This is a genomic window from Pseudomonas sp. WS 5021 (assembly GCF_012985535.1).
Classification (GTDB): Bacteria; Pseudomonadota; Gammaproteobacteria; order Pseudomonadales; family Pseudomonadaceae; genus Aquipseudomonas.
Window position 1 is genome coordinate 37,029 of sequence record NZ_JAAQWP010000012.1, and the last position, 17,731, is coordinate 54,759.

Genomic DNA, 17,731 nt, shown 5'->3' on the forward strand with positions numbered 1-17,731 from the left:
GCACTGCCAGTATTGATGCTGCCTGACCCACCGCCATCGCCGCCTCGCTAAAGCTCGACAGCTCCTACAAGGGATCGGTGGTGTCTACTGGCGCGGCAGCACTACGGTAAACGTGGTGCCCGCTGCCTCGCTGGACGTCACTTCAATCGTGCCCCCATGGGCCTGCACCACTTCCTTGACGATAAACAAGCCCAGCCCGAGGCTGGTCGAGTTGCTGCCCAGCTCTTCGTTGGCGCTGCGTACCAGCGGGTCGAACACGGTGCCCAGCGCCGCCTGGGGAATCGGCTGGCCGTAGTTGTGCATGCGCAGTTCCACGCTGTCGGGCGTGCCGTCCAGGCTCAGGGTCACCGCCTGGCTGTTGAGGCCGTGCTGCAATGCATTGCCGATCAGGTTCTGCAACAGTTGATCAATGCGCCCGCGATCCCACAGCCCTTGGGTTTCCCCGTCGATGTGCAGGTGAACCCGGCAGTCCGGGCGGCCTGCGCACGCTTCATTGATGGCCTCTTTGGCAGCATCGGCCAGGTTCATCGGCTTGGGCTCGATAGGCAGGCTGCTGCCCAGTCGGCTGCGGACAAACTCCAACAGGTCGCTGACCATCGCCTCCATGTGCCGCGCACCATTTTGGATATTGCCCAGCAGGCTCAAACCGTTGCTGTCCAACGCAGCTTTGCGCAACAACATCTCGGTGGACATCTTCACCGCCTGCAAGGGCGCGCGCAGGTCGTGGCCGAGGATGGCGAGGAAAATATCCCGCGAGCGATTGACCTGCTCGGCGTAGGCCGCCGTGGATTCGGCCAGGGCTTCGTCGATGGCTTCGTTGAAGCGGATCATGTCCTGGAAATAGTCCAGGTCCGGCGATTCCAGGCTATTGACCCACAGGCGAATCACACAGGCGCGCAGGTGGCGGAACTCGGAGGTCATCTGCACCAGGTCAAAACCCACGGTATGGCGCAGTTCGCCATGGCTGGCGGCCGCTTCGTCCAGGCTCGGGGTTTTTTCCGGGCCTTCGCCCTTGGCCTTGGCCGCCTGTTCGCTGGCGCTCTGGCGGGTGTTCATGTCCCGCGCGGCGGCCAGCAGGATCGAACGGGCGTGGTCGCGCAGTTGCGCGCGGTTCAGGGTTTCGGCGGCCGGGGTCAGGGTTTCGGCAAACTGTTCCCATTCATCGACGATTCGGTCGGCATGCAACACGATGAATTCGGATAGGCGCATAGCCAGGTTCCCAAGTGCAAGACAGTGAACAAACGTCGCGCATCGTAGCGCCAACGTCTCCCGGCTTCACTGGCACAGCAGGTGCCTGCCGATGAACGGTCAGAACAGGAAGTAACGCTGGGCCATCGGCAGCACGTCCGCCGGCTCGCACCACAACAGCTCGCCATCGGCCTTGACCTGGTAGGTCTGCGGATCGACCTCGATGTCTGGCAGGTAGTCGTTGTGGATCAAGTCGCTCTTTTGCACCTGGCGGCAACCCTTGACCACCGCGATCTGCTTCTTCAGGCCCAAGGCCTGCGGCAGGCCCTCTGCCAGCGCCGCCTGGCTGATAAACGTCAGGCTGGTGGCGTGCAGCGAGCTGCCGAAGCTGGCGAACATCGGGCGGTAGTGCACCGGCTGCGGGGTGGGGATTGACGCATTGGCATCGCCCATCAGGCTGGACGCAATCGCCCCGCCCTTGAGGATCAGGGTGGGCTTGATGCCGAAGAACGCCGGGCGCCACAACACCAGGTCGGCCCATTTGCCGACTTCGATGGAGCCCACTTCATGGCTGATGCCGTGGGTGATCGCCGGGTTGATGGTGTACTTGGCGATGTAGCGCTTGGCGCGGAAGTTATCGTTGCCCGCGCCGTCGCCAGGCAGTGGCCCGCGTTGTTTCTTCATCTTGTCGGCGGTTTGCCAGGTGCGTGTGATCACTTCGCCCACGCGGCCCATGGCCTGGCTGTCGGAGCTGATCATCGAGAAGGCGCCAAGGTCGTGCAGAATATCTTCGGCGGCGATGGTTTCGCGGCGGATGCGGCTTTCGGCGAACGCCACGTCTTCGGCAATGCTCGGGTCCAGGTGATGGCAGACCATCAACATGTCCAAGTGCTCGTCGATGGTGTTGCGGGTGAACGGCCGCGTCGGGTTGGTGGAGCTGGGCAGCACGTTAGGGAAGCCGCAGGCCTTGATGATGTCCGGCGCGTGGCCGCCACCGGCACCCTCGGTGTGATAGGTGTGGATGGTGCGCCCCTTGAGCGCGGCGAGGGTGGTTTCGACGAAGCCCGACTCGTTGAGCGTGTCGCTGTGGATCGCCACCTGCACATCGTACTCATCGGCCACGCTCAGGCAGTTGTCGATGCTCGCGGGCGTGGTGCCCCAGTCTTCGTGCAGCTTCAAACCGATGGCGCCGGCCTTGACCTGCTCGATCAGCGGCTCGGGCAGGCTGGCATTGCCCTTGCCGGTAAAGCCGATGTTCATCGGGAATGAGTCGCTGGCTTGCAGCATGCGCGCCAGGTGCCACGGGCCTGAAGTACAGGTGGTGGCATTGGTGCCGGTGGCCGGGCCGGTGCCGCCGCCGATCATGGTGGTGACGCCGCTGGTCAGCGCCTCTTCGATCTGCTGCGGGCAGATGAAATGCACATGTGAGTCGATGCCGCCGGCGGTAAGGATCATGCCTTCACCGGCGATCACTTCGGTGCTGGCGCCGATGGCCATGGTCACGCCGGGCTGGATGTCCGGGTTACCGGCCTTGCCAATGGCGTGGATGCGGCCATTCTTCAAGCCAACGTCGGCTTTGACGATGCCCCAGTGGTCGATGATCAGCGCGTTGGTGATCAGCGTATCCACCACTTCATGGGCGAGCAGTTGGCTTTGGCCCTGGCCATCGCGGATGACTTTGCCGCCGCCGAACTTCACTTCTTCGCCATAAACCGTGAAGTCCTGCTCCACTTCGATGAACAGTTCGGTGTCGGCGAGGCGGACCTTGTCACCGACGGTGGGGCCGTACATGTCGGCGTAGGCTTGGCGGCTGATTTTCATAGGGGTGTCCTGAAGAATTTGTGTTGAATGTGAATCCGCTATCGCCGGCAAGCCAGCTCCTACATTTGAAGTGCATTCCCATGTGGGAGCTGGCTTGCCTGCGATGAGGCCCTAAAGATCACCCATGATCTTCCCGGCAAACCCGAACACCCGGCGCAACCCTGCCAGCTCCACTAACTCCACCTCGCGACTCTGCCCCGGTTCAAAGCGCACCGCCGTGCCCGCCGGGATGTTCAGGCGCATGCCGCGGCTGAGGGCGCGGTCAAAGGTCAGCGCGTCATTGGTCTCGAAAAAATGGTAATGGGAACCCACCTGGATCGGACGGTCGCCGCTGTTGGCCACGTTCAGGGTGACCGTGCGGCGGCCCACGTTGAGTTCGATTTCACCAGGCTGGATCTGATATTCACCAGGAATCATGCAGGTTGCCCCAGGGTCTTGAAGTAGATGGCGGTCGGGCTGTAGTGCCCGTCCGGGCTTTGGCAGTAATCCGGCAACTCGCCGATTTTTGTGTAGCGCAGCGCCTGGTAGAAGGCTTCGGCACCGGAGCCGGCCTCGGTGTCCAGGTACAGCAGGCCGCGTTTGTGCTGGCGGGCGGCGAGTTCCAGAGCGCTCATCAGTTGCTGGCCCAGGCCATGGCGGCGGGCGCTGCTGTGCACCAGCAGTTTTTGCACTTCGGCGCGGTTGAGGCCGTTGGCTTTGAGGCACAACGCCAATTGCACACTGGCGATCACTTGCTCGTCGCGCACCACTACCCAGAGCAGCAGGCTGCCCTCTTCGATACTCGCCTGCACACCGCTCAAATAGGTGCGGGCCTGGGCATCATCGAAGTCGGCCATGAAACCTACCGAAGCGCCATGCTTCACCGCGTCCAGCAACAGCTCAATCAAACCCAGGCGGTAATGGGCAAAACTTTCAGCATTGACTCGACGCAGTTGGGCAGCATTCATCGGTGTTACTCCTTGTGGACCGCCGGCGGCTGGGCGCCGGGGCTGAGCAGCAGTTGCATAAAGGTCAGGTCCAGCCAGCGGCCAAACTTGGTGCCCACCTGGGCCATCTGCCCGCTGATGCCAAAGCCCAGGCGTTCGTGCAGGCGGATCGAGGCCTGGTTGCCGCTTTCGATGGCGGCAACCATCACGTGTTTGTCGCACGCCCGGGCGCGTTCGATCAGGGCCTGCATCAGCAGCGGGCCCAGGCCTTTGCCGCGTTGGTCGTTGCGCACGTACACCGAATGCTCGACGGTGTGGCGAAAGCCGTCGAAGGGCCGCCAGTCGCCGAACGAGGCATAGCCGAGCACCTGCTCGGCCTCCACCGCCACCAGGATCGGATAAAACTGCGCCTGGCGTGCGCTGAACCAGGCCTGGCGATTGCCCAGGTCCACCGGTTGATCGTTCCAGATGGCCGTGGTGTTGAGCACGGCATCGTTGTAAATATCGCGGATCGCCGGCAGATCGCCGTGCACCGCGTCACGAATCAGCAAGGACATGGCCGGGCCTCAGGCGATGGGTTGGTGGACGGTCACCAGTTTGGTGCCGTCGGGGAAGGTGGCTTCGACCTGGATATCCGGGATCATCTCCGGGATGCCTTCCATCACTTGCTCGCGGCTGAGCAGGGTGGTGCCAAAGTGCATCAGGTCGGCCACGGTGCGCCCGTCGCGCGCGCCTTCGAGCAGGGCCGCGGAGATGTAGGCGATGGTTTCCGGGTAATTGAGTTTCACCCCACGCGCCAGGCGGCGCTCGGCCACCAGGCCTGCGGTGAAGATCAGCAGCTTGTCTTTTTCCCTTGGGGTCAGGTCCATGGTCAGCAGTCCGTTTTGAAAAACAATTATTAACAACACAGGTCCAATGTGGGAGCGGGCTTGCTCGCGAATGCGGTGGGTCAGTAATGGATATGCTGACTGATACACCGCATTCGCGAGCAAGCCCGCTCCCACATTTTGATCTCATGTGTTCCAAATTCTTGGTGGTATGGCCTCACGCCCCAGCAATGCCGGGCGCAACAGCCGCCACAGATCAATCAACCAGGCCCGCGCCAGTAACGTCTCGCTGGCCAGGCAGCGCGCCACCAGCAAACCCGGCAGTTGGGTCAGGTCGCCACGCACTGCATGCGGCAGCGCTCGGCATTGTTCAAGCAGTTCGGTATCGATTTCCCCGCTCACCAGCAACGTGGCGAACACCGGCTGCCCATCCAGGCCAATCGGCGAGTCGAGCAGGCCGTCGTCGCCGACGATGCGTTGGCGTTCATGCCAGAGCAACTGGCCGTCGCGACGGATATCCAGGTGCGACTGGAAGTGCCCACGGTCGAAACGTTCGCCGCTGGCCGGGCGCCCCAGCGCCACCACGTCCCAGTACAGCAGCCGGGCGTCGCCGTGCAGGTCGATGCGGGTGCTGAGTTCGGCCTGGGCCGCACTGAACACGATGGTTTCCTGGGGCAGCCACTCCAGGGTGGCGCCGGCCTCGACCGTCAAGGCCACCTGCTGGTAGGCCGGCCCGCTGGCACGGTACCACTTGGCGGCGCCGGGGCTGGTCAGTTGCGCCCACGCGCCCTCAGCCAGGTGGGCGGTGATCTCCAGGCGATCGCCCCCGGCAATCCCGCCCGGCGGGTGCACGATGATGTGCTGGCACACCTCGGGGCCTTCGGCATACAGGTGCTTTTGCACCCGCAGCGGGCCCAGGTGGCGGCGCAGCACCGGGCGCGTGCTGGCGCCAAAGCGTGCATAACCCAACTCCAGCGCGGCGTGCCAACTGGGGGTGAACAGAGCGGTGGGGGCAGGAACGGTCATGGTCAGGGCTTATCAACGAGACGCTACAGATTAGATGGTAACCAGGCCGCGTACACCCTCGGCCTCCATATTTTCTCCGCGGCCCTGCTGGACGATTTCCCCCCGTGACATCACCAGGTATTGATCGGCCAGTTCGGCGGCGAAGTCGTAGAACTGCTCCACCAGCAAAATCGCCATGTCGCCGCGTTCTGCGAGCTTCTTGATCACCGCGCCGATCTCCTTGATCACCGAGGGCTGGATGCCTTCGGTGGGCTCATCGAGGATCAACAGGCGCGGACGGCTGGCCAGCGCACGGCCAATCGCCAACTGCTGTTGTTGACCACCGGACAAGTCGCCGCCGCGCCGATGCTTCATTTGCAGCAACACCGGGAACAGTTCGTAGATAAACGCGGGGACTTCCTTGGCTTCAGAGCCCGGAAAGCGCGACAGGCCCATCAACAGATTTTCTTCCACGGTCAGCCGGCCGAAAATCTCGCGGCCCTGGGGCACATAGGCGATACCGGCGTGCACGCGCTGGTGCGGCTTGAACCCGGTGATGGCCTTGCCTTCCCAGTTCACCGCGCCTTCCTTGGCGGGCAGCAGGCCCATCAGGCATTTGAGCAGGGTGGTCTTGCCCACGCCGTTACGGCCGAGCAGGCAGGTGACTTCGCCGACTTTCACGTCGAACGAAAGGCCGCGCAGGATGTGGCTGCCGCCGTAGTACTGGTGCAATTTGTCGACTTGCAGCATGTTCAAAATCTCCTCAATTCCCCTGTGGGAACCGGATCAAATGTGGGAGCCGGCTTGCCTGCGATGGCGCTGTGTCAGTCACCCTGGCTATCGCTGGCCAGCCAGCTCCTACATAAAGCGGATTGCATCAGGCTTAGCGACCGAGGTACACCTCGATCACCCGCTCATTTTCCTGCACCTGTGCCAGCGACCCTTCGGCCAGCACGCTGCCCTGGTGCAGCACCGTCACATGGTCGGCAATCGCGCCGACAAAGCCCATGTCGTGCTCCACCACCATCAGCGAATGCTTGCCCGCCAGGCGCTTGAACAACTCGGCGGTGAACTCGGTCTCGGCGTCGGTCATGCCGGCCACCGGTTCATCGAGTAGCAACAGTTGTGGGTCTTGCATCAGCAGCATGCCGATTTCCAAAAACTGCTTCTGGCCGTGGGACAGTAAACCCGCCGGGCGCTGTACCGAAGTCGTCAGGCGAATGGTGTCGAGCACTTCATCGATGCGGTCCTTCTGTTCACCGCTCAGGCGCGCCCGCAGGCTGGCCCACACGGACTTGTCGGTCTTCTGCGCCAGCTCCAGGTTCTCGAACACGCTCAGGGCCTCGAACACCGTGGGTTTCTGGAACTTGCGGCCAATGCCGGCCTGGGCGATCTGCACTTCGCTCATGCGCGTCAGGTCCAGGGTTTCGCCGAACCAGGCCTTGCCGTGGCTGGGGCGGGTCTTGCCGGTGATCACGTCCATCAGGGTGGTCTTGCCCGCGCCGTTGGGGCCGATGATGCAGCGCAGCTCGCCGACGCCGATATACAGGTTGAGGTCGTTGAGGGCCTTGAAGCCATCGAAGCTGACGCTGATGTCTTCCAGGGTCAGGATCGTGCCGTGGCGGGTATTGAGGCCCTTGCCGGCGGCCTGGCCGAGGCCGATGGCGTCGCGGCTGGTGCCCTGGTCGCGGTTCGGTTCGATGATCGGTTCGAGCATGAACTGGTCGGTTGCCGTGACTCTCATTGTTCGCCCCTTTTCTTCAGCAGGCCGATGATGCCCTTGGGCAGATACAGCGTGACGATGATGAACAGCGCCCCCAGGAAGAACAGCCAGTACTCCGGGAAGGCCACGGTGAACCAGCTCTTCATGCCGTTGACCACGCCGGCACCCAGCAGCGGGCCGATCAGGGTGCCGCGCCCGCCCAGGGCCACCCACACGGCGGCCTCGATGGAGTTGGTCGGCGACATTTCGCTGGGGTTGATGATGCCCACCTGCGGCACGTACAACGCACCGGCCAGGCCACACAGCACCGCGCTCAACACCCACACAAACAGCTTGAAGCCCCGCGGGTCATAGCCGCAGAACATCAGGCGGTTCTCCGCGTCGCGCAGGGCCGTCAGCACCCGGCCGAACTTGCTCCGGGCCAGGCGCCAGCCGATAAACAGGCTGCCCACCAACAGCAGCACCGTGGCCAGGAACAGCACCGCGCGGGTGCCCGGCTCGGTGATGCCAAACCCCAGGATGCTACGGAAGTTGGTAAAGCCGTTATTGCCGCCAAAGCCGGTCTCGTTGCGGAAAAACAAGAGCATCCCGGCAAAGGTCAGGGCCTGGGTCATGATCGAGAAATACACGCCCTTGATCCGTGAGCGGAAGGCAAAGAAGCCGAACACCAGCGCCAGCAAACCCGGCGCCAACACCACCAGGCACAGGGCCCAGAGGAAGTGCTGGGTGCCGAGCCAATACCACGGCAGTTCGGTCCACGACAGGAAGGTCATGAACGCCGGCAACTCGCTGCCGGCGGCCTGGCGCATCAGGTACATGCCCATGGCGTAGCCGCCAAGGGCAAAGAACAGGCCGTGGCCCAGGGACAGCATGCCGGCGTAGCCCCACACCAGGTCCAGGGCCAGGGCGACGATGGCGTAGCAGAGGATCTTGCCCACCAGCGTCAGGGTGTAGGCCGAGACATGCAATGCGTTATCGGCCGGCAGCAGCGACAGCAGCGGCAACGCCAGCAGCACGGCGAGGATCACCGCGCCCACTGCAATCGTCACCTTGGGGCCGGCCTTTTGCGCGGCCGTGAGCATCAATGGCTGGTTCATCAGTCGATCACCCGTCCTTTCAGTGCGAAGAGTCCTTGCGGGCGTTTCTGGATAAACAGAATGATCAGCGCGAGGATCAGGATCTTGCCGAGTACGGCACCGATCTGCGGTTCGAGAATTTTGTTGGCGATGCCCAGGCCAAAGGCGGCCATGACGCTGCCGGCCAGTTGGCCGACGCCACCGAGCACCACCACCAGGAACGAGTCGATGATGTAACTCTGGCCCAGGTCCGGGCCGACGTTGCCGATCTGGCTCAGGGCCACGCCGCCTAAGCCGGCGATGCCCGAGCCGAGGCCAAAGGCGAGCATGTCCACACGCCCGGTGGGCACGCCGCAGCAGGCGGCCATGTTGCGGTTCTGGGTGACGGCGCGCACGTTGAGGCCCAGGCGGGTCTTGTTCAGCAGCAGCCAGGTCAGCACCACCACGCACAGGGCAAAGCCGATGATGACGATGCGGTTGTATGGCAACACCAGGTTGGGCAGTACCTGGATCCCGCCCGACAGCCAGGCCGGGTTGGCCACTTCGACGTTCTGTGCGCCGAACAGCAGGCGTACCAGTTGGATCAGCATCAGGCTGATGCCCCAGGTGGCCAGCAGGGTTTCCAGTGGGCGGCCGTAGAGGTGACGGATCACCGTGCGCTCCAGGGCCATGCCGATGCCGGCGGTGACAAAAAACGCCACCGGCAGCGCGATCAGCGGGTAGAACTCGATGGCCTGGGGCACATAGCGCTGCATCAGCAACTGCACCACATAGGTGGAGTAGGCACCGAGCATCAGCATCTCGCCGTGCGCCATGTTGATCACCCCGAGCAGGCCGAAGGTGATCGCCAGGCCCAGGGCCGCCAGCAACAGGATCGAGCCCAGGGACATACCGCTGAAGGCTTGCCCGAGGATCTCGCCCACCAGCAGCTTGCGCTTGACCTGGGCCAGGCTGGTTTCGGCCGCGGTGTGTACTGCGGCGTCGGCTTCCACGCCGGGCGCCAGCAGGGCCTCCAGGCGCGTGCGGGCCAGCGGGTCGCCGGTGCTGCCGAGCAGGCGCACGGCAGCCAGGCGCACGGCCGGGTCGGTGTCGACCAGTTGCAGGTTGGCCAGGGCCAGGCTCAGGGCGCTGTGCACCGGGTCATGGGTTTCGCTGGCGAGCTGCTGGTCGAGGAATTTCAGCTGCGCCGGTTGCGCGCTTTTTTGCAGGGTTCGGGCGGCGGCCAGGCGCACCTTGGGATCGGCGGCGAGCAGTTGCTGGCTGGCTTGCACGTTGTCGATCAGGCCGCGCAGGCGGTTGTTCAGGCGCACGGTCTTGGCTTCGCCGTTGACCGTGAGTTGGCCTTGTTGCAGGGCGTTGACCAACTCGATACGCGCAGGGTCAGGCTGGGCGGCCCAGTCCTGCAACAGCTTGGCCTGTTGGCTCGGGTTGGCGGCGAGGAAATCTTCGGCATCGCCGGCGTGTGCGGCCAGGGGCAGCAACAGCAGGCAGGCCAGGAGGAAGCGGTGGAGGGCAGTGGGCATAACAAATTGTCCTGAACATGCGCGGACGGGGTGAACACCTACCCCCTGTAGGAGCCGGCTTGCCGGCGATTGCGGTGTGTCAGTCGATTCATCTGTCACTGACACGCTGCTATCGCCGACAAGCCAGCTCCTACAGGGGGCGGGCTCGTGGGTTGGGGCTTAGTTGCTCTTGACCGCGTGATCCGGCTTCTTGTCATTGCCAGGGATGTACGGGCTCCACGGCTGGGCGCGGATCGGCCCTTCGGTCTGCCACACCACCGAGAACTGGCCGTCGGACTGGATCTCGCCAATCATCACCGGCTTGTGCAGGTGGTGGTTGGTCTTGTCCATGGTCAGGGTGTAGCCCGACGGCGCGGCGAAGGTCTGGCCGGCCAGGGCTTCACGCACTTTGTCGACGTCGGTGGACTTGGCTTTCTCCACCGCCTGCGCCCACATATGGATGCCGACGTAGGTGGCTTCCATCGGGTCGTTGGTCACGGCCTTGTCGGCACCCGGCAGGTTTTTCGCCTTGGCGTAGGCTTTCCAGTCGGCGACGAACTTGGCGTTGACCGGGTTCTCTACCGACTGGAAGTAGTTCCACGCCGCCAGGTTGCCCACCAGCGGTTTGGTGTCGATGCCGCGCAGTTCTTCCTCGCCTACCGAGAACGCCACCACAGGCACCTCGGTCGCCTTCAGGCCCTGGTTGGCCAGTTCCTTGTAGAACGGCACGTTGGAGTCACCATTGACGGTGGACACCACGGCGGTCTTGCCACCCGCCGAGAATTTTTTGATGTTGGCCACGATGGTCTGGTAATCGCTATGGCCGAACGGGGTGTAGACCTCTTCGATGTCCTTGTCGGCTACGCCTTTGGAATGCAGGAACGCGCGCAGGATTTTGTTGGTGGTGCGCGGGTACACGTAGTCGGTGCCCAGCAGGAAGAAGCGCTTGGCGCTGCCGCCTTCTTCGCTCATCAGGTATTCCACTGCCGGGATCGCCTGCTGGTTCGGCGCGGCGCCGGTGTAGAACACGTTGGGCGACATTTCCTCGCCTTCGTATTGCACCGGGTAGAACAACAGGCCGTTGAGTTCTTCGAACACCGGCAGCACCGATTTACGCGACACCGAGGTCCAGCAGCCGAACACCACCGCGACCTTGTCCTGGGTCAGCAACTGCCGGCCCTTTTCGGCGAACAGCGGCCAGTTGGAGGCCGGGTCGACCACCACCGCTTCGAGCATCTTGCCGTTCACCCCGCCCTTGGCGTTGATCTCGTCGATGGTCATCAGCGCCATGTCCTTGAGGGACGTTTCGGAGATGGCCATGGTCCCGGACAGCGAGTGCAGGATGCCGACCTTGATGGTCTCGGCGGCCTGGACGGTCCAGGTCAGGCCCATGGCGGCAATGGATGCCGACAGAGTGAAAGCCTTGATCAAGCTGCGACGCTTCATGGTGCGGTCTCCAGAACTCAATATTTTCAGGGGGCGGATAGGGGCGTTGCCAGAGCATTTGCAAAGGCTGTGCCTATTGGCTGCGCTGCCTTGTTATGTGGGCCATGGGCTGCACTGGTCGGTTGCACTGCACCAAGTGAGGGCTTGCCGGGCGTGCTGGTGCGTGGCGTGCGCCCGAACGGGGCAGGGCGTGTGGCGCGGTGGATATCTATTTAGCGCCCTCGCGCTCGCGCCAACGGTAAAGATCGCCGTGACCCTGGCCAGCGTCTGGTCGGGGCATATTTGAGGGGATGTCATGGAACGACCTAAACGCGGTTGGTTCGGCAGCGGCTTGAAGTCGGATGTGGTACTGCCACCAGTGGGACCGGCCTTTGTCACCATGGATGATGCGGCGCGTTATGCCCATCGACAGATCGGCAGCCGGCGCGATAAGGAGTATGGCGGGGTGATCCTGGAGAGCTTGGCGGACGGCTACTTCTATGCCACCGAGCCGATAGCGGGCGGGGCCTACACCTTCGATTACTGGACGGTGCTGAAAGTCGACAGCAATAGCCAGTATCTGCACCCACAAGGCTATCGGTGCGTGGCCGACTACCACTCTCATCCCGATGCGTTCGATGATTTTCAAGAGAACAACCCTGAGTTTTCCGAGCGTCAGGTCAGGGGGCTGAATGGCTTTTTTTCGGATATTGACCTGAGCATCTTTATTTTGGAGCGCGGTTTTTTTTCGGCCTCTTATCTGTCTGGGCCCGATGGCGGGTTGCTCAAATATGTCACCACCGGCTCGGCTGAGGAGCAGCGTTTTGGTGTGTGGCTCGATAAAAAGCTGCACTTCGGTCATGCGGATGGCCCGGCCGATAACAAACCGGAGACCTTCTTCAAGAAGGCCGCCAGTGTCAGCCAGTTGTCCTTCGTGGTTCCGAGTGCGTTGTGGGGGGGCTCGACAGGCACAGTGCCCAGGCAATGGCGACCGTTCACAGCCTTTGTCTCGCGCACCTACGAGCTGCCGGCCTGCGGGCCGGTGTACGCCGGGCTTGATGCCCTGCTGGAGGTATTGCAGCAACGCAACCCTGAACGCGCCTTTATCCTCAAGGATGCCAACAAAGAGGACTATGTGCTGGTCGAGCCCCCGGCCGGCGGGCCCGCACCGGTGTCCATCCAGCAATTGTTCCCGCGCACCTCGGATGGTAAGCGCGTGTCACACGAGAGCTTCCATTGGGTGGCGGTCTATCTGGGACGCCCTCCGGTGCCCCTGCGCCTCCCGTCCAGGGACGCGTGGCTGTACCGTAACTTTTTTAGCCCGCTGGAGTTGGCGACCCAGCTTTACCATGGGGTGCAGTCCAGGGATTTGCTGGGGCCGGAGCGTCAGCTGTTTTTCTATCGCAACCTCAATGATGGGGCGTTGTTGCAATACAAGTGCGCGTTCTCGACCGCCGAGACTGAACTGTTTCGCGTCGAGCCGGACGGTCAGGTGGTGGATAACCAGATCGATTCGGCGCTGCTCGCGGGTACGCTGAGCCCTCGGGACTTTGTCCTGCGCGTGGCGGCAGGCGGGTATCTGTCGGTGATCCGGGCGGGCAAGATCTGGGACAGGCTCGGCCCGGTCGACGCGCAGTGGCGAGCCGTCTCCAGGGTTCCCAAACCCGTATTGAGTCCGCCCTTTGTCACCGCCGATGATGCTGCGCGCTGGGCTCACAACCGGATCGGCGAGCGACGCGACAAGGAGTATGGCGGTGCGGTGCTGCGACAAGGCGTGCGTTATTTCGCCACAGAACCGGTGGCCGGTGCGTCGATACAGTTTGATTTTCGCGCCATCATGGCCACCGATGAGCATGACTACTTCATTGTTCCGGCTCCCTTCGACTGCTACGCCTTTTACCACTCGCACCCGGCGGGCTCTCCCGGTGAACAGGGGTTGCACACTCAGTTCACGGCCGATGAGGTGGAGATATTTATCAGCTTTTTCTCGTCTGCCGACCAGGCGTTTGTCATCGGTAACCGTGAGTTTGCCCCGGCCCACTACCTGTCAGGCCCGCAGGGCTCGTTGCTCAAGTACGTGAGCAGCGGTTCAACGGCGGAGCAGACGCTGCTCAAGCAGTTGACCGGTGAGATGCCGATCCAGCCGGTCACCGAGTTTGAAGGGACTGTCTGGAATTTTGCCGATGCGGGCGACCTGCGGGTGGTGTTGGCCAACCGTGTCTGGGGCGGCGCTCGCGGTCGTGTCGCCAGGGGGTGGCGGGTCGGCGAACCGGTCATTCCCAAGGACACCGTGCAGGAGCAGCCGTTCTTTACGCCGCAGGCCAACACGGGGCAAGTTGCCGCGCTGATCGCCCTGAACCATATCAATGGCATGCCGGCGGGCGCTTACCAGGGGTTTGTGCTCAAGCATCAGAATGCCCCGAGCTATATCGCGACGCTACCGGTTGCAGCAGGCACAACCCTGGCCAGTCTGTTCCCCGCCCGTGCCGACGGTCAGGCGAAACTGCCCTCCAATTATCGCCTGGTTGGCCTTTACCGTAATGTGTTTGCGTCCGAGCCGAGGCCGTTGCCGGCCAATGAAGCCTGGCTGTATAAGCGGTTTGCCCCACCTGCGCTGTGGGTGGAGGTCATGACCCAGGCTCTTGCCACCTCCAAGCTGCAGATCGCCGGGTTGGGGCTCAAGTTGTATCTGCAAGCCCCTGACCGGGCGCTGCTGCATTGGCAGGTGCCGAGTGCCGATACCGCCAACGAGCTGTTTAGCGTGGTCGGCCAGAGGGTGACTGACAAAGGCAACCAGGCGGCACTGCTCGACGGTACGTTGTCGTCCCGGGAGTTCGTGCACCGGGTGATTCGTGCCGGCGAGTTGACGGTGATTCAGCAGGGCGACTTGTGGAACGTACTGGGGCCGATGCATGACGGCGAGCGTCTGCCGCTGGGTTCGGGGACCACGCTGCTGAGTGCGGCATTCCTGACGGCCGATGATGCCGCGCGCCTTGCCCACGAGAAGATCGGCTTTCGCCGAGGGACGGCCTTTGGTGGGTACATTCTCAAAAGACCAGACGGGCGATTTTTATTCACCGAACCTGTGACTATTCATGGCGACGGCTTTTCCTCCGACCTGCTGCTGCCGAGACCGGGCGGTGGTTTGCTGGTGCCTCCGGTGGGCCATGAGATTCATGGGCGCTACGCCTCCCATGGGGCGGTGTCCTTCAATGACCTGGCCCGCCAGCGGCGCCTTGACTGGACCCTTGCGGACCTTGAGGTCAATGCCACGATGTTCTCGGATGTGGAGATCCGGGCGGTGATTGAATCCCGCCTGCCGGCCTACCTGAGCGGTTCGCCGAACAACCTGATCGGCTACACCCCCAGCGGCTCGGCCAATGAGTTGCTGGTGCTGAGCAACACCACCCGCGAGCCCGGCCAGCATGGTTACTTCGAACGCCTGGAAACCGGCAAGCTCAAGCCGGTGGACATCGTTACCCGCCTGGCGGATGCGGGCAATCTGCAAGTGCTTGTCGGTAGCCAGTTATGGGGGCCGCGTGGCACGGTCTACGACGACTGGACGCCCAACTTCGAGTATGCCCAGATCGATCTGCAAACCCCGGCGTTTGGTGCAATCTTCAACAGCCAGGACGCGGCGGCGCTCAATGCGCACATTCGCTGGTACGGCAGGAACCTGGATGCACAGGCGGCGACGGCCTACATTCTCAAGCACCCGCAACACGAAGAATATGTGGTCAGCGAGCTGTTGCCGATCAAGCCGCCCGGGCGTTGGTTGAGCGACTCCTCCAGGGGCTTCGGGTATCTGACCGGTGGCGACTTCGCCAAGGGCTTTGTGCTCAAGGGCCTGCTGTATTCACAGCAATGGCTGCCTGTGGGGCTGAACACTTCCGAGGCCTGGTTGACCCAGTTCTTTGTCACCCCCGAGTTGCTGTTGCGTGCCGAAGAAGATGCCCGGCATTTGCCGCGATCTTCTGCGGGGCCCGCCGTATTGCCTGTGTATGTGTCAACACTGGACGGCGCCTTGTTGCGGTATCAACCCCAGGCTTCGTCAATGCTCAAGCAGGGCATTGATGGCGCCGGTGTGACGATCCAGGGCATGAGCCTGCATGACGGCTCCCTGGATATCCGCCGGTTTGTCACGCTGATCGCCAAGGCCGGTGACCTGCGGGTGTTATACAGCAGCCAGTGCTGGGATCGACGGGGGCTGGTCATCGAAAACGCCACGTCATGGCGTCCCTATGGGCGTTTCACCCGCCGTCGCCTGGGCCCGGCTTTCCAGGAACAGGATGACGCAGTGCGCCATGCTCGCTCACGGCTGGGTGATCACGATAACGGCTTGCTGGGAGGCTTGGTGCTCAAGCGCCCTGACGGCCTGTTCGTGGCCACAGAACCTTTGAAAGTGCCTCGTGAAGATTTCGATCCCAAGTGGATTTTTCCCGATGAGGTGGTCTCGGTGGGAGGTTTTCCGGCGGGCCATACAATTGTTGCGCGTTACCGCACCAGTGCTGCGCGGGAGTTGCCGTTTGCCCTGGAGGCCACGCAAAAGAGCGTCTACCGCAATATGCTTTCCACCCGGGTGATTGGCGCATCGCTGCAGTCGCGGGACGTGCATCTGACCCGCGAGTACCTGTTAGGCACTGACGGCTGCGTACTCAGTTACACCCGTAGCCGCACAGCCCTTGAGGATCAGTTGAAAACAGCCCTGCAGCCATTGCAGCCGCAACGTGCCGAGCTGTTGGATAACCTTGTCGAGCGGCAGATGCGCGACGGCACGCTGACCCCGGTCGAGTTCGTCACCCGGCTGGCCCAGGCCGGTACATTGCGCGTGGTGGACGGTAGCGTGGTGTGGGGCATGCCGCGCACGGTCACAGCACCCTTCGTTGCCAACGTCATCTGGCCCGAGCCGTTGTTGATCCGCAACGCCGTGGCCGACCCGCCGTTCAGCCCGCTCTTCACCCAGGAGCAGGACGCGGTGCGCTATGCCCATGAGCAGTGCAGGCCCGGAGAGAGCTTGCAGTTCGGCTACGTTTTCAAGTCGCCCAAGCTGGGGCTTTACATGGTCAGCATGCCACTGGTGCGTGCGAGCTATCGCGACTATAGCCAGGTGTTCCCCCAAGGCCTGCTTCCCCAGGGGTATGCCCTGGAAGGTCTCTACCTCTGCGCCACCAATGAGCTGTTGACGCCGGCGGAGGATCCGTTGCACCAGGCGTTCTTCCTGCCCACGGATTTCGATACGGGCCTGCGTTTCTCCCAGCACGCGGTCAAGGACAAGAAACTGCGCCTCTACCTGTCGTGCCCGGACGGCGCGCTGCTCAGGTATCAGTACCTCAGTAGCGATGAGCAACTGGACACGCTCGGCTCGTTGCAGGTATTGCGCGAACAGTTGCTGCTGGGTAATGCCCGCATGCTTGACCACGTGCGCAGCCTGGTTGCCCGGGGCAATCTGGATGTGTTGATCGAGGGCCGGGTGTGGGCTGGCACGACACGGGTTTCCTCCGATTGGCAACCGGGTACGGGGCCAGGTTTCGAGGAAACCTGGCGGGCCTGTGGCCCGCTCTTTTCCCATGCCGACGATGCTGCCCGCGATGTACAGCGCAGGCTCGCGCCGTATCGTGGCCAGGAGTACCTTGCCGCGATATTGGGCAATCGTGCGCGCACCTCGTTTGTCGCTACGTTGCCGCGAGTGGCCGGGCTCGACACGGCGCAGCAGCTGGCGCTGTTTTACACCGGGCCAGATGGGCCGGTACAGCCGCTGGTGCAACCGACTGAGCACCCGGTGCCTGAGCCGGTGTTCCCGACGCAGTACCAAGTGGTCGCCGCACAACTGATCTACGGCGCCATGCCGCCCTCGCAAAGCAACGATCCCCAGGAGCAGCGGCTGCTCAACAACTTTGTCGGCCCGGCACTCTTGAGCTTGTTCCAGCGGGTGTTGCGTGCGTATGCAGAGCGCCCGGCGAGCCTTTACCTGTCGGTTCGCGAGGGGGCGCTACTCAAATACATTCCGAGCTTTTCGCAGATGGAAGACCAAATCCAGCAGCTGGGTGTGAGGCTCCAGCCCAGTGAGTTCCTCAAGCGCGTGACCGGCTATGGCCAGCTTTTTGTACTGGATCGGGATGCGCTCTGGCGCAACGAGGGGCGCACGGTGGAAGCTCAGGTCGACCCGCGCAACCAAACCGAAGAAACCCAGATCGATGAAGCATTGAGCATCCGCGACCGGGATGAGCTGTAAGCCGGC

Annotated in this window: 13 protein-coding genes; 1 reads left to right on the forward strand and 12 read right to left on the reverse strand. The window is 62.9% G+C overall.

Annotation, left to right across the window (positions count from 1 at the left end):
* Positions 1–84: 84 nt before the first annotated feature.
* The 12 genes from HBO19_RS26540 to urtA all read right to left on the reverse strand — a co-directional run bounded on the left by HBO19_RS26540 (position 85) and on the right by urtA (position 11,514).
* Positions 85–1,209 (reverse strand): HAMP domain-containing sensor histidine kinase, encoded by a 1,125-nt coding sequence (locus HBO19_RS26540; RefSeq protein WP_169952116.1) that lies wholly within the window; start codon positions 1,207–1,209, stop codon positions 85–87.
* Between the two features lie 99 nt (positions 1,210–1,308).
* A complete protein-coding gene (ureC, locus tag HBO19_RS26545) occupies positions 1,309–3,009 on the reverse strand; it encodes an urease subunit alpha (RefSeq protein WP_170042495.1) in 1,701 nt (566 codons plus the stop codon).
* A 111-nt stretch (positions 3,010–3,120) separates the two neighbouring features.
* Positions 3,121–3,426, reverse strand: a complete 306-nt coding sequence (locus HBO19_RS26550; protein WP_170042497.1) for an urease subunit beta — start codon at positions 3,424–3,426, stop codon at positions 3,121–3,123.
* Positions 3,423–3,956 carry a GNAT family N-acetyltransferase gene (locus HBO19_RS26555; protein ID WP_169952110.1) on the reverse strand — a complete coding sequence of 178 codons (534 nt, stop codon included), beginning with the start codon at positions 3,954–3,956 and terminating at the stop codon, positions 3,423–3,425. Before HBO19_RS26555 ends, HBO19_RS26550 begins: the two co-directional genes overlap by 4 nt.
* Positions 3,957–3,961: 5 nt before the next feature.
* Entirely contained in the window at positions 3,962–4,492 is a 531-nt protein-coding gene (locus HBO19_RS26560; protein ID WP_170042499.1) for a GNAT family N-acetyltransferase, read from the reverse strand.
* Positions 4,493–4,501: 9 nt separating this feature from the next.
* Positions 4,502–4,804: an urease subunit gamma gene (locus HBO19_RS26565; protein WP_032862374.1), complete on the reverse strand. Its 303-nt coding sequence runs from the start codon at positions 4,802–4,804 to the stop codon at positions 4,502–4,504.
* A 144-nt stretch (positions 4,805–4,948) separates the two neighbouring features.
* Positions 4,949–5,788, reverse strand: a complete 840-nt coding sequence (locus tag HBO19_RS26570; RefSeq protein ID WP_169952104.1) for an urease accessory protein UreD — start codon at positions 5,786–5,788, stop codon at positions 4,949–4,951.
* A 30-nt stretch (positions 5,789–5,818) separates the two neighbouring features.
* Positions 5,819–6,517, reverse strand: a complete 699-nt coding sequence (gene urtE, locus HBO19_RS26575; protein ID WP_170042502.1) for an urea ABC transporter ATP-binding subunit UrtE — start codon at positions 6,515–6,517, stop codon at positions 5,819–5,821.
* A gap of 133 nt (positions 6,518–6,650) precedes the next feature.
* Positions 6,651–7,484, reverse strand: coding sequence for an urea ABC transporter ATP-binding protein UrtD (gene urtD / locus HBO19_RS26580; RefSeq protein ID WP_170042568.1), 834 nt, complete (start codon positions 7,482–7,484; stop codon positions 6,651–6,653).
* Between the two features lie 23 nt (positions 7,485–7,507).
* Positions 7,508–8,587, reverse strand: coding sequence for an urea ABC transporter permease subunit UrtC (urtC, locus tag HBO19_RS26585; RefSeq protein ID WP_170058621.1), 1,080 nt, complete (start codon positions 8,585–8,587; stop codon positions 7,508–7,510).
* On the reverse strand, positions 8,587–10,089 hold the full coding sequence (gene urtB, locus HBO19_RS26590; protein ID WP_169952100.1) for an urea ABC transporter permease subunit UrtB: 1,503 nt from the start codon (positions 10,087–10,089) through the stop codon (positions 8,587–8,589). The genes urtC and urtB overlap by 1 nt, the downstream gene beginning before the upstream one ends.
* Before the next feature lie 159 nt (positions 10,090–10,248).
* On the reverse strand, positions 10,249–11,514 hold the full coding sequence (urtA, locus tag HBO19_RS26595; protein WP_169952098.1) for an urea ABC transporter substrate-binding protein: 1,266 nt from the start codon (positions 11,512–11,514) through the stop codon (positions 10,249–10,251).
* A gap of 295 nt (positions 11,515–11,809) precedes the next feature.
* Between urtA and HBO19_RS26600 the strand changes: the two genes are divergently transcribed.
* Complete coding sequence (locus HBO19_RS26600) at positions 11,810–17,725, forward strand: DUF4329 domain-containing protein (RefSeq protein ID WP_170058622.1); 5,916 nt, start codon at positions 11,810–11,812, stop codon at positions 17,723–17,725.
* Positions 17,726–17,731 lie beyond the last annotated feature (6 nt).

What these genes read in the sequence shown, in the direction of transcription:
- urtA (WP_169952098.1), bottom strand. Translation starts at nt 11,514, where the DNA reads ATGAAGCGTCGCAGCTTGATCAAGGCTTTCACTCTGTCGGCATCCATT.
- HBO19_RS26550 (WP_170042497.1), bottom strand. Translation starts at nt 3,426, where the DNA reads ATGATTCCTGGTGAATATCAGATCCAGCCTGGTGAAATCGAACTCAAC.
- HBO19_RS26560 (WP_170042499.1), bottom strand. Translation starts at nt 4,492, where the DNA reads ATGTCCTTGCTGATTCGTGACGCGGTGCACGGCGATCTGCCGGCGATC.
- urtC (WP_170058621.1), bottom strand. Translation starts at nt 8,587, where the DNA reads ATGAACCAGCCATTGATGCTCACGGCCGCGCAAAAGGCCGGCCCCAAG.
- HBO19_RS26555 (WP_169952110.1), bottom strand. Translation starts at nt 3,956, where the DNA reads ATGAATGCTGCCCAACTGCGTCGAGTCAATGCTGAAAGTTTTGCCCAT.
- HBO19_RS26600 (WP_170058622.1), top strand. Translation starts at nt 11,810, where the DNA reads ATGGAACGACCTAAACGCGGTTGGTTCGGCAGCGGCTTGAAGTCGGAT.
- urtE (WP_170042502.1), bottom strand. Translation starts at nt 6,517, where the DNA reads ATGCTGCAAGTCGACAAATTGCACCAGTACTACGGCGGCAGCCACATC.
- HBO19_RS26540 (WP_169952116.1), bottom strand. Translation starts at nt 1,209, where the DNA reads ATGCGCCTATCCGAATTCATCGTGTTGCATGCCGACCGAATCGTCGAT.
- urtD (WP_170042568.1), bottom strand. Translation starts at nt 7,484, where the DNA reads ATGCTCGAACCGATCATCGAACCGAACCGCGACCAGGGCACCAGCCGC.
- HBO19_RS26565 (WP_032862374.1), bottom strand. Translation starts at nt 4,804, where the DNA reads ATGGACCTGACCCCAAGGGAAAAAGACAAGCTGCTGATCTTCACCGCA.
- ureC (WP_170042495.1), bottom strand. Translation starts at nt 3,009, where the DNA reads ATGAAAATCAGCCGCCAAGCCTACGCCGACATGTACGGCCCCACCGTC.
- HBO19_RS26570 (WP_169952104.1), bottom strand. Translation starts at nt 5,788, where the DNA reads ATGACCGTTCCTGCCCCCACCGCTCTGTTCACCCCCAGTTGGCACGCC.
- urtB (WP_169952100.1), bottom strand. Translation starts at nt 10,089, where the DNA reads ATGCCCACTGCCCTCCACCGCTTCCTCCTGGCCTGCCTGCTGTTGCTG.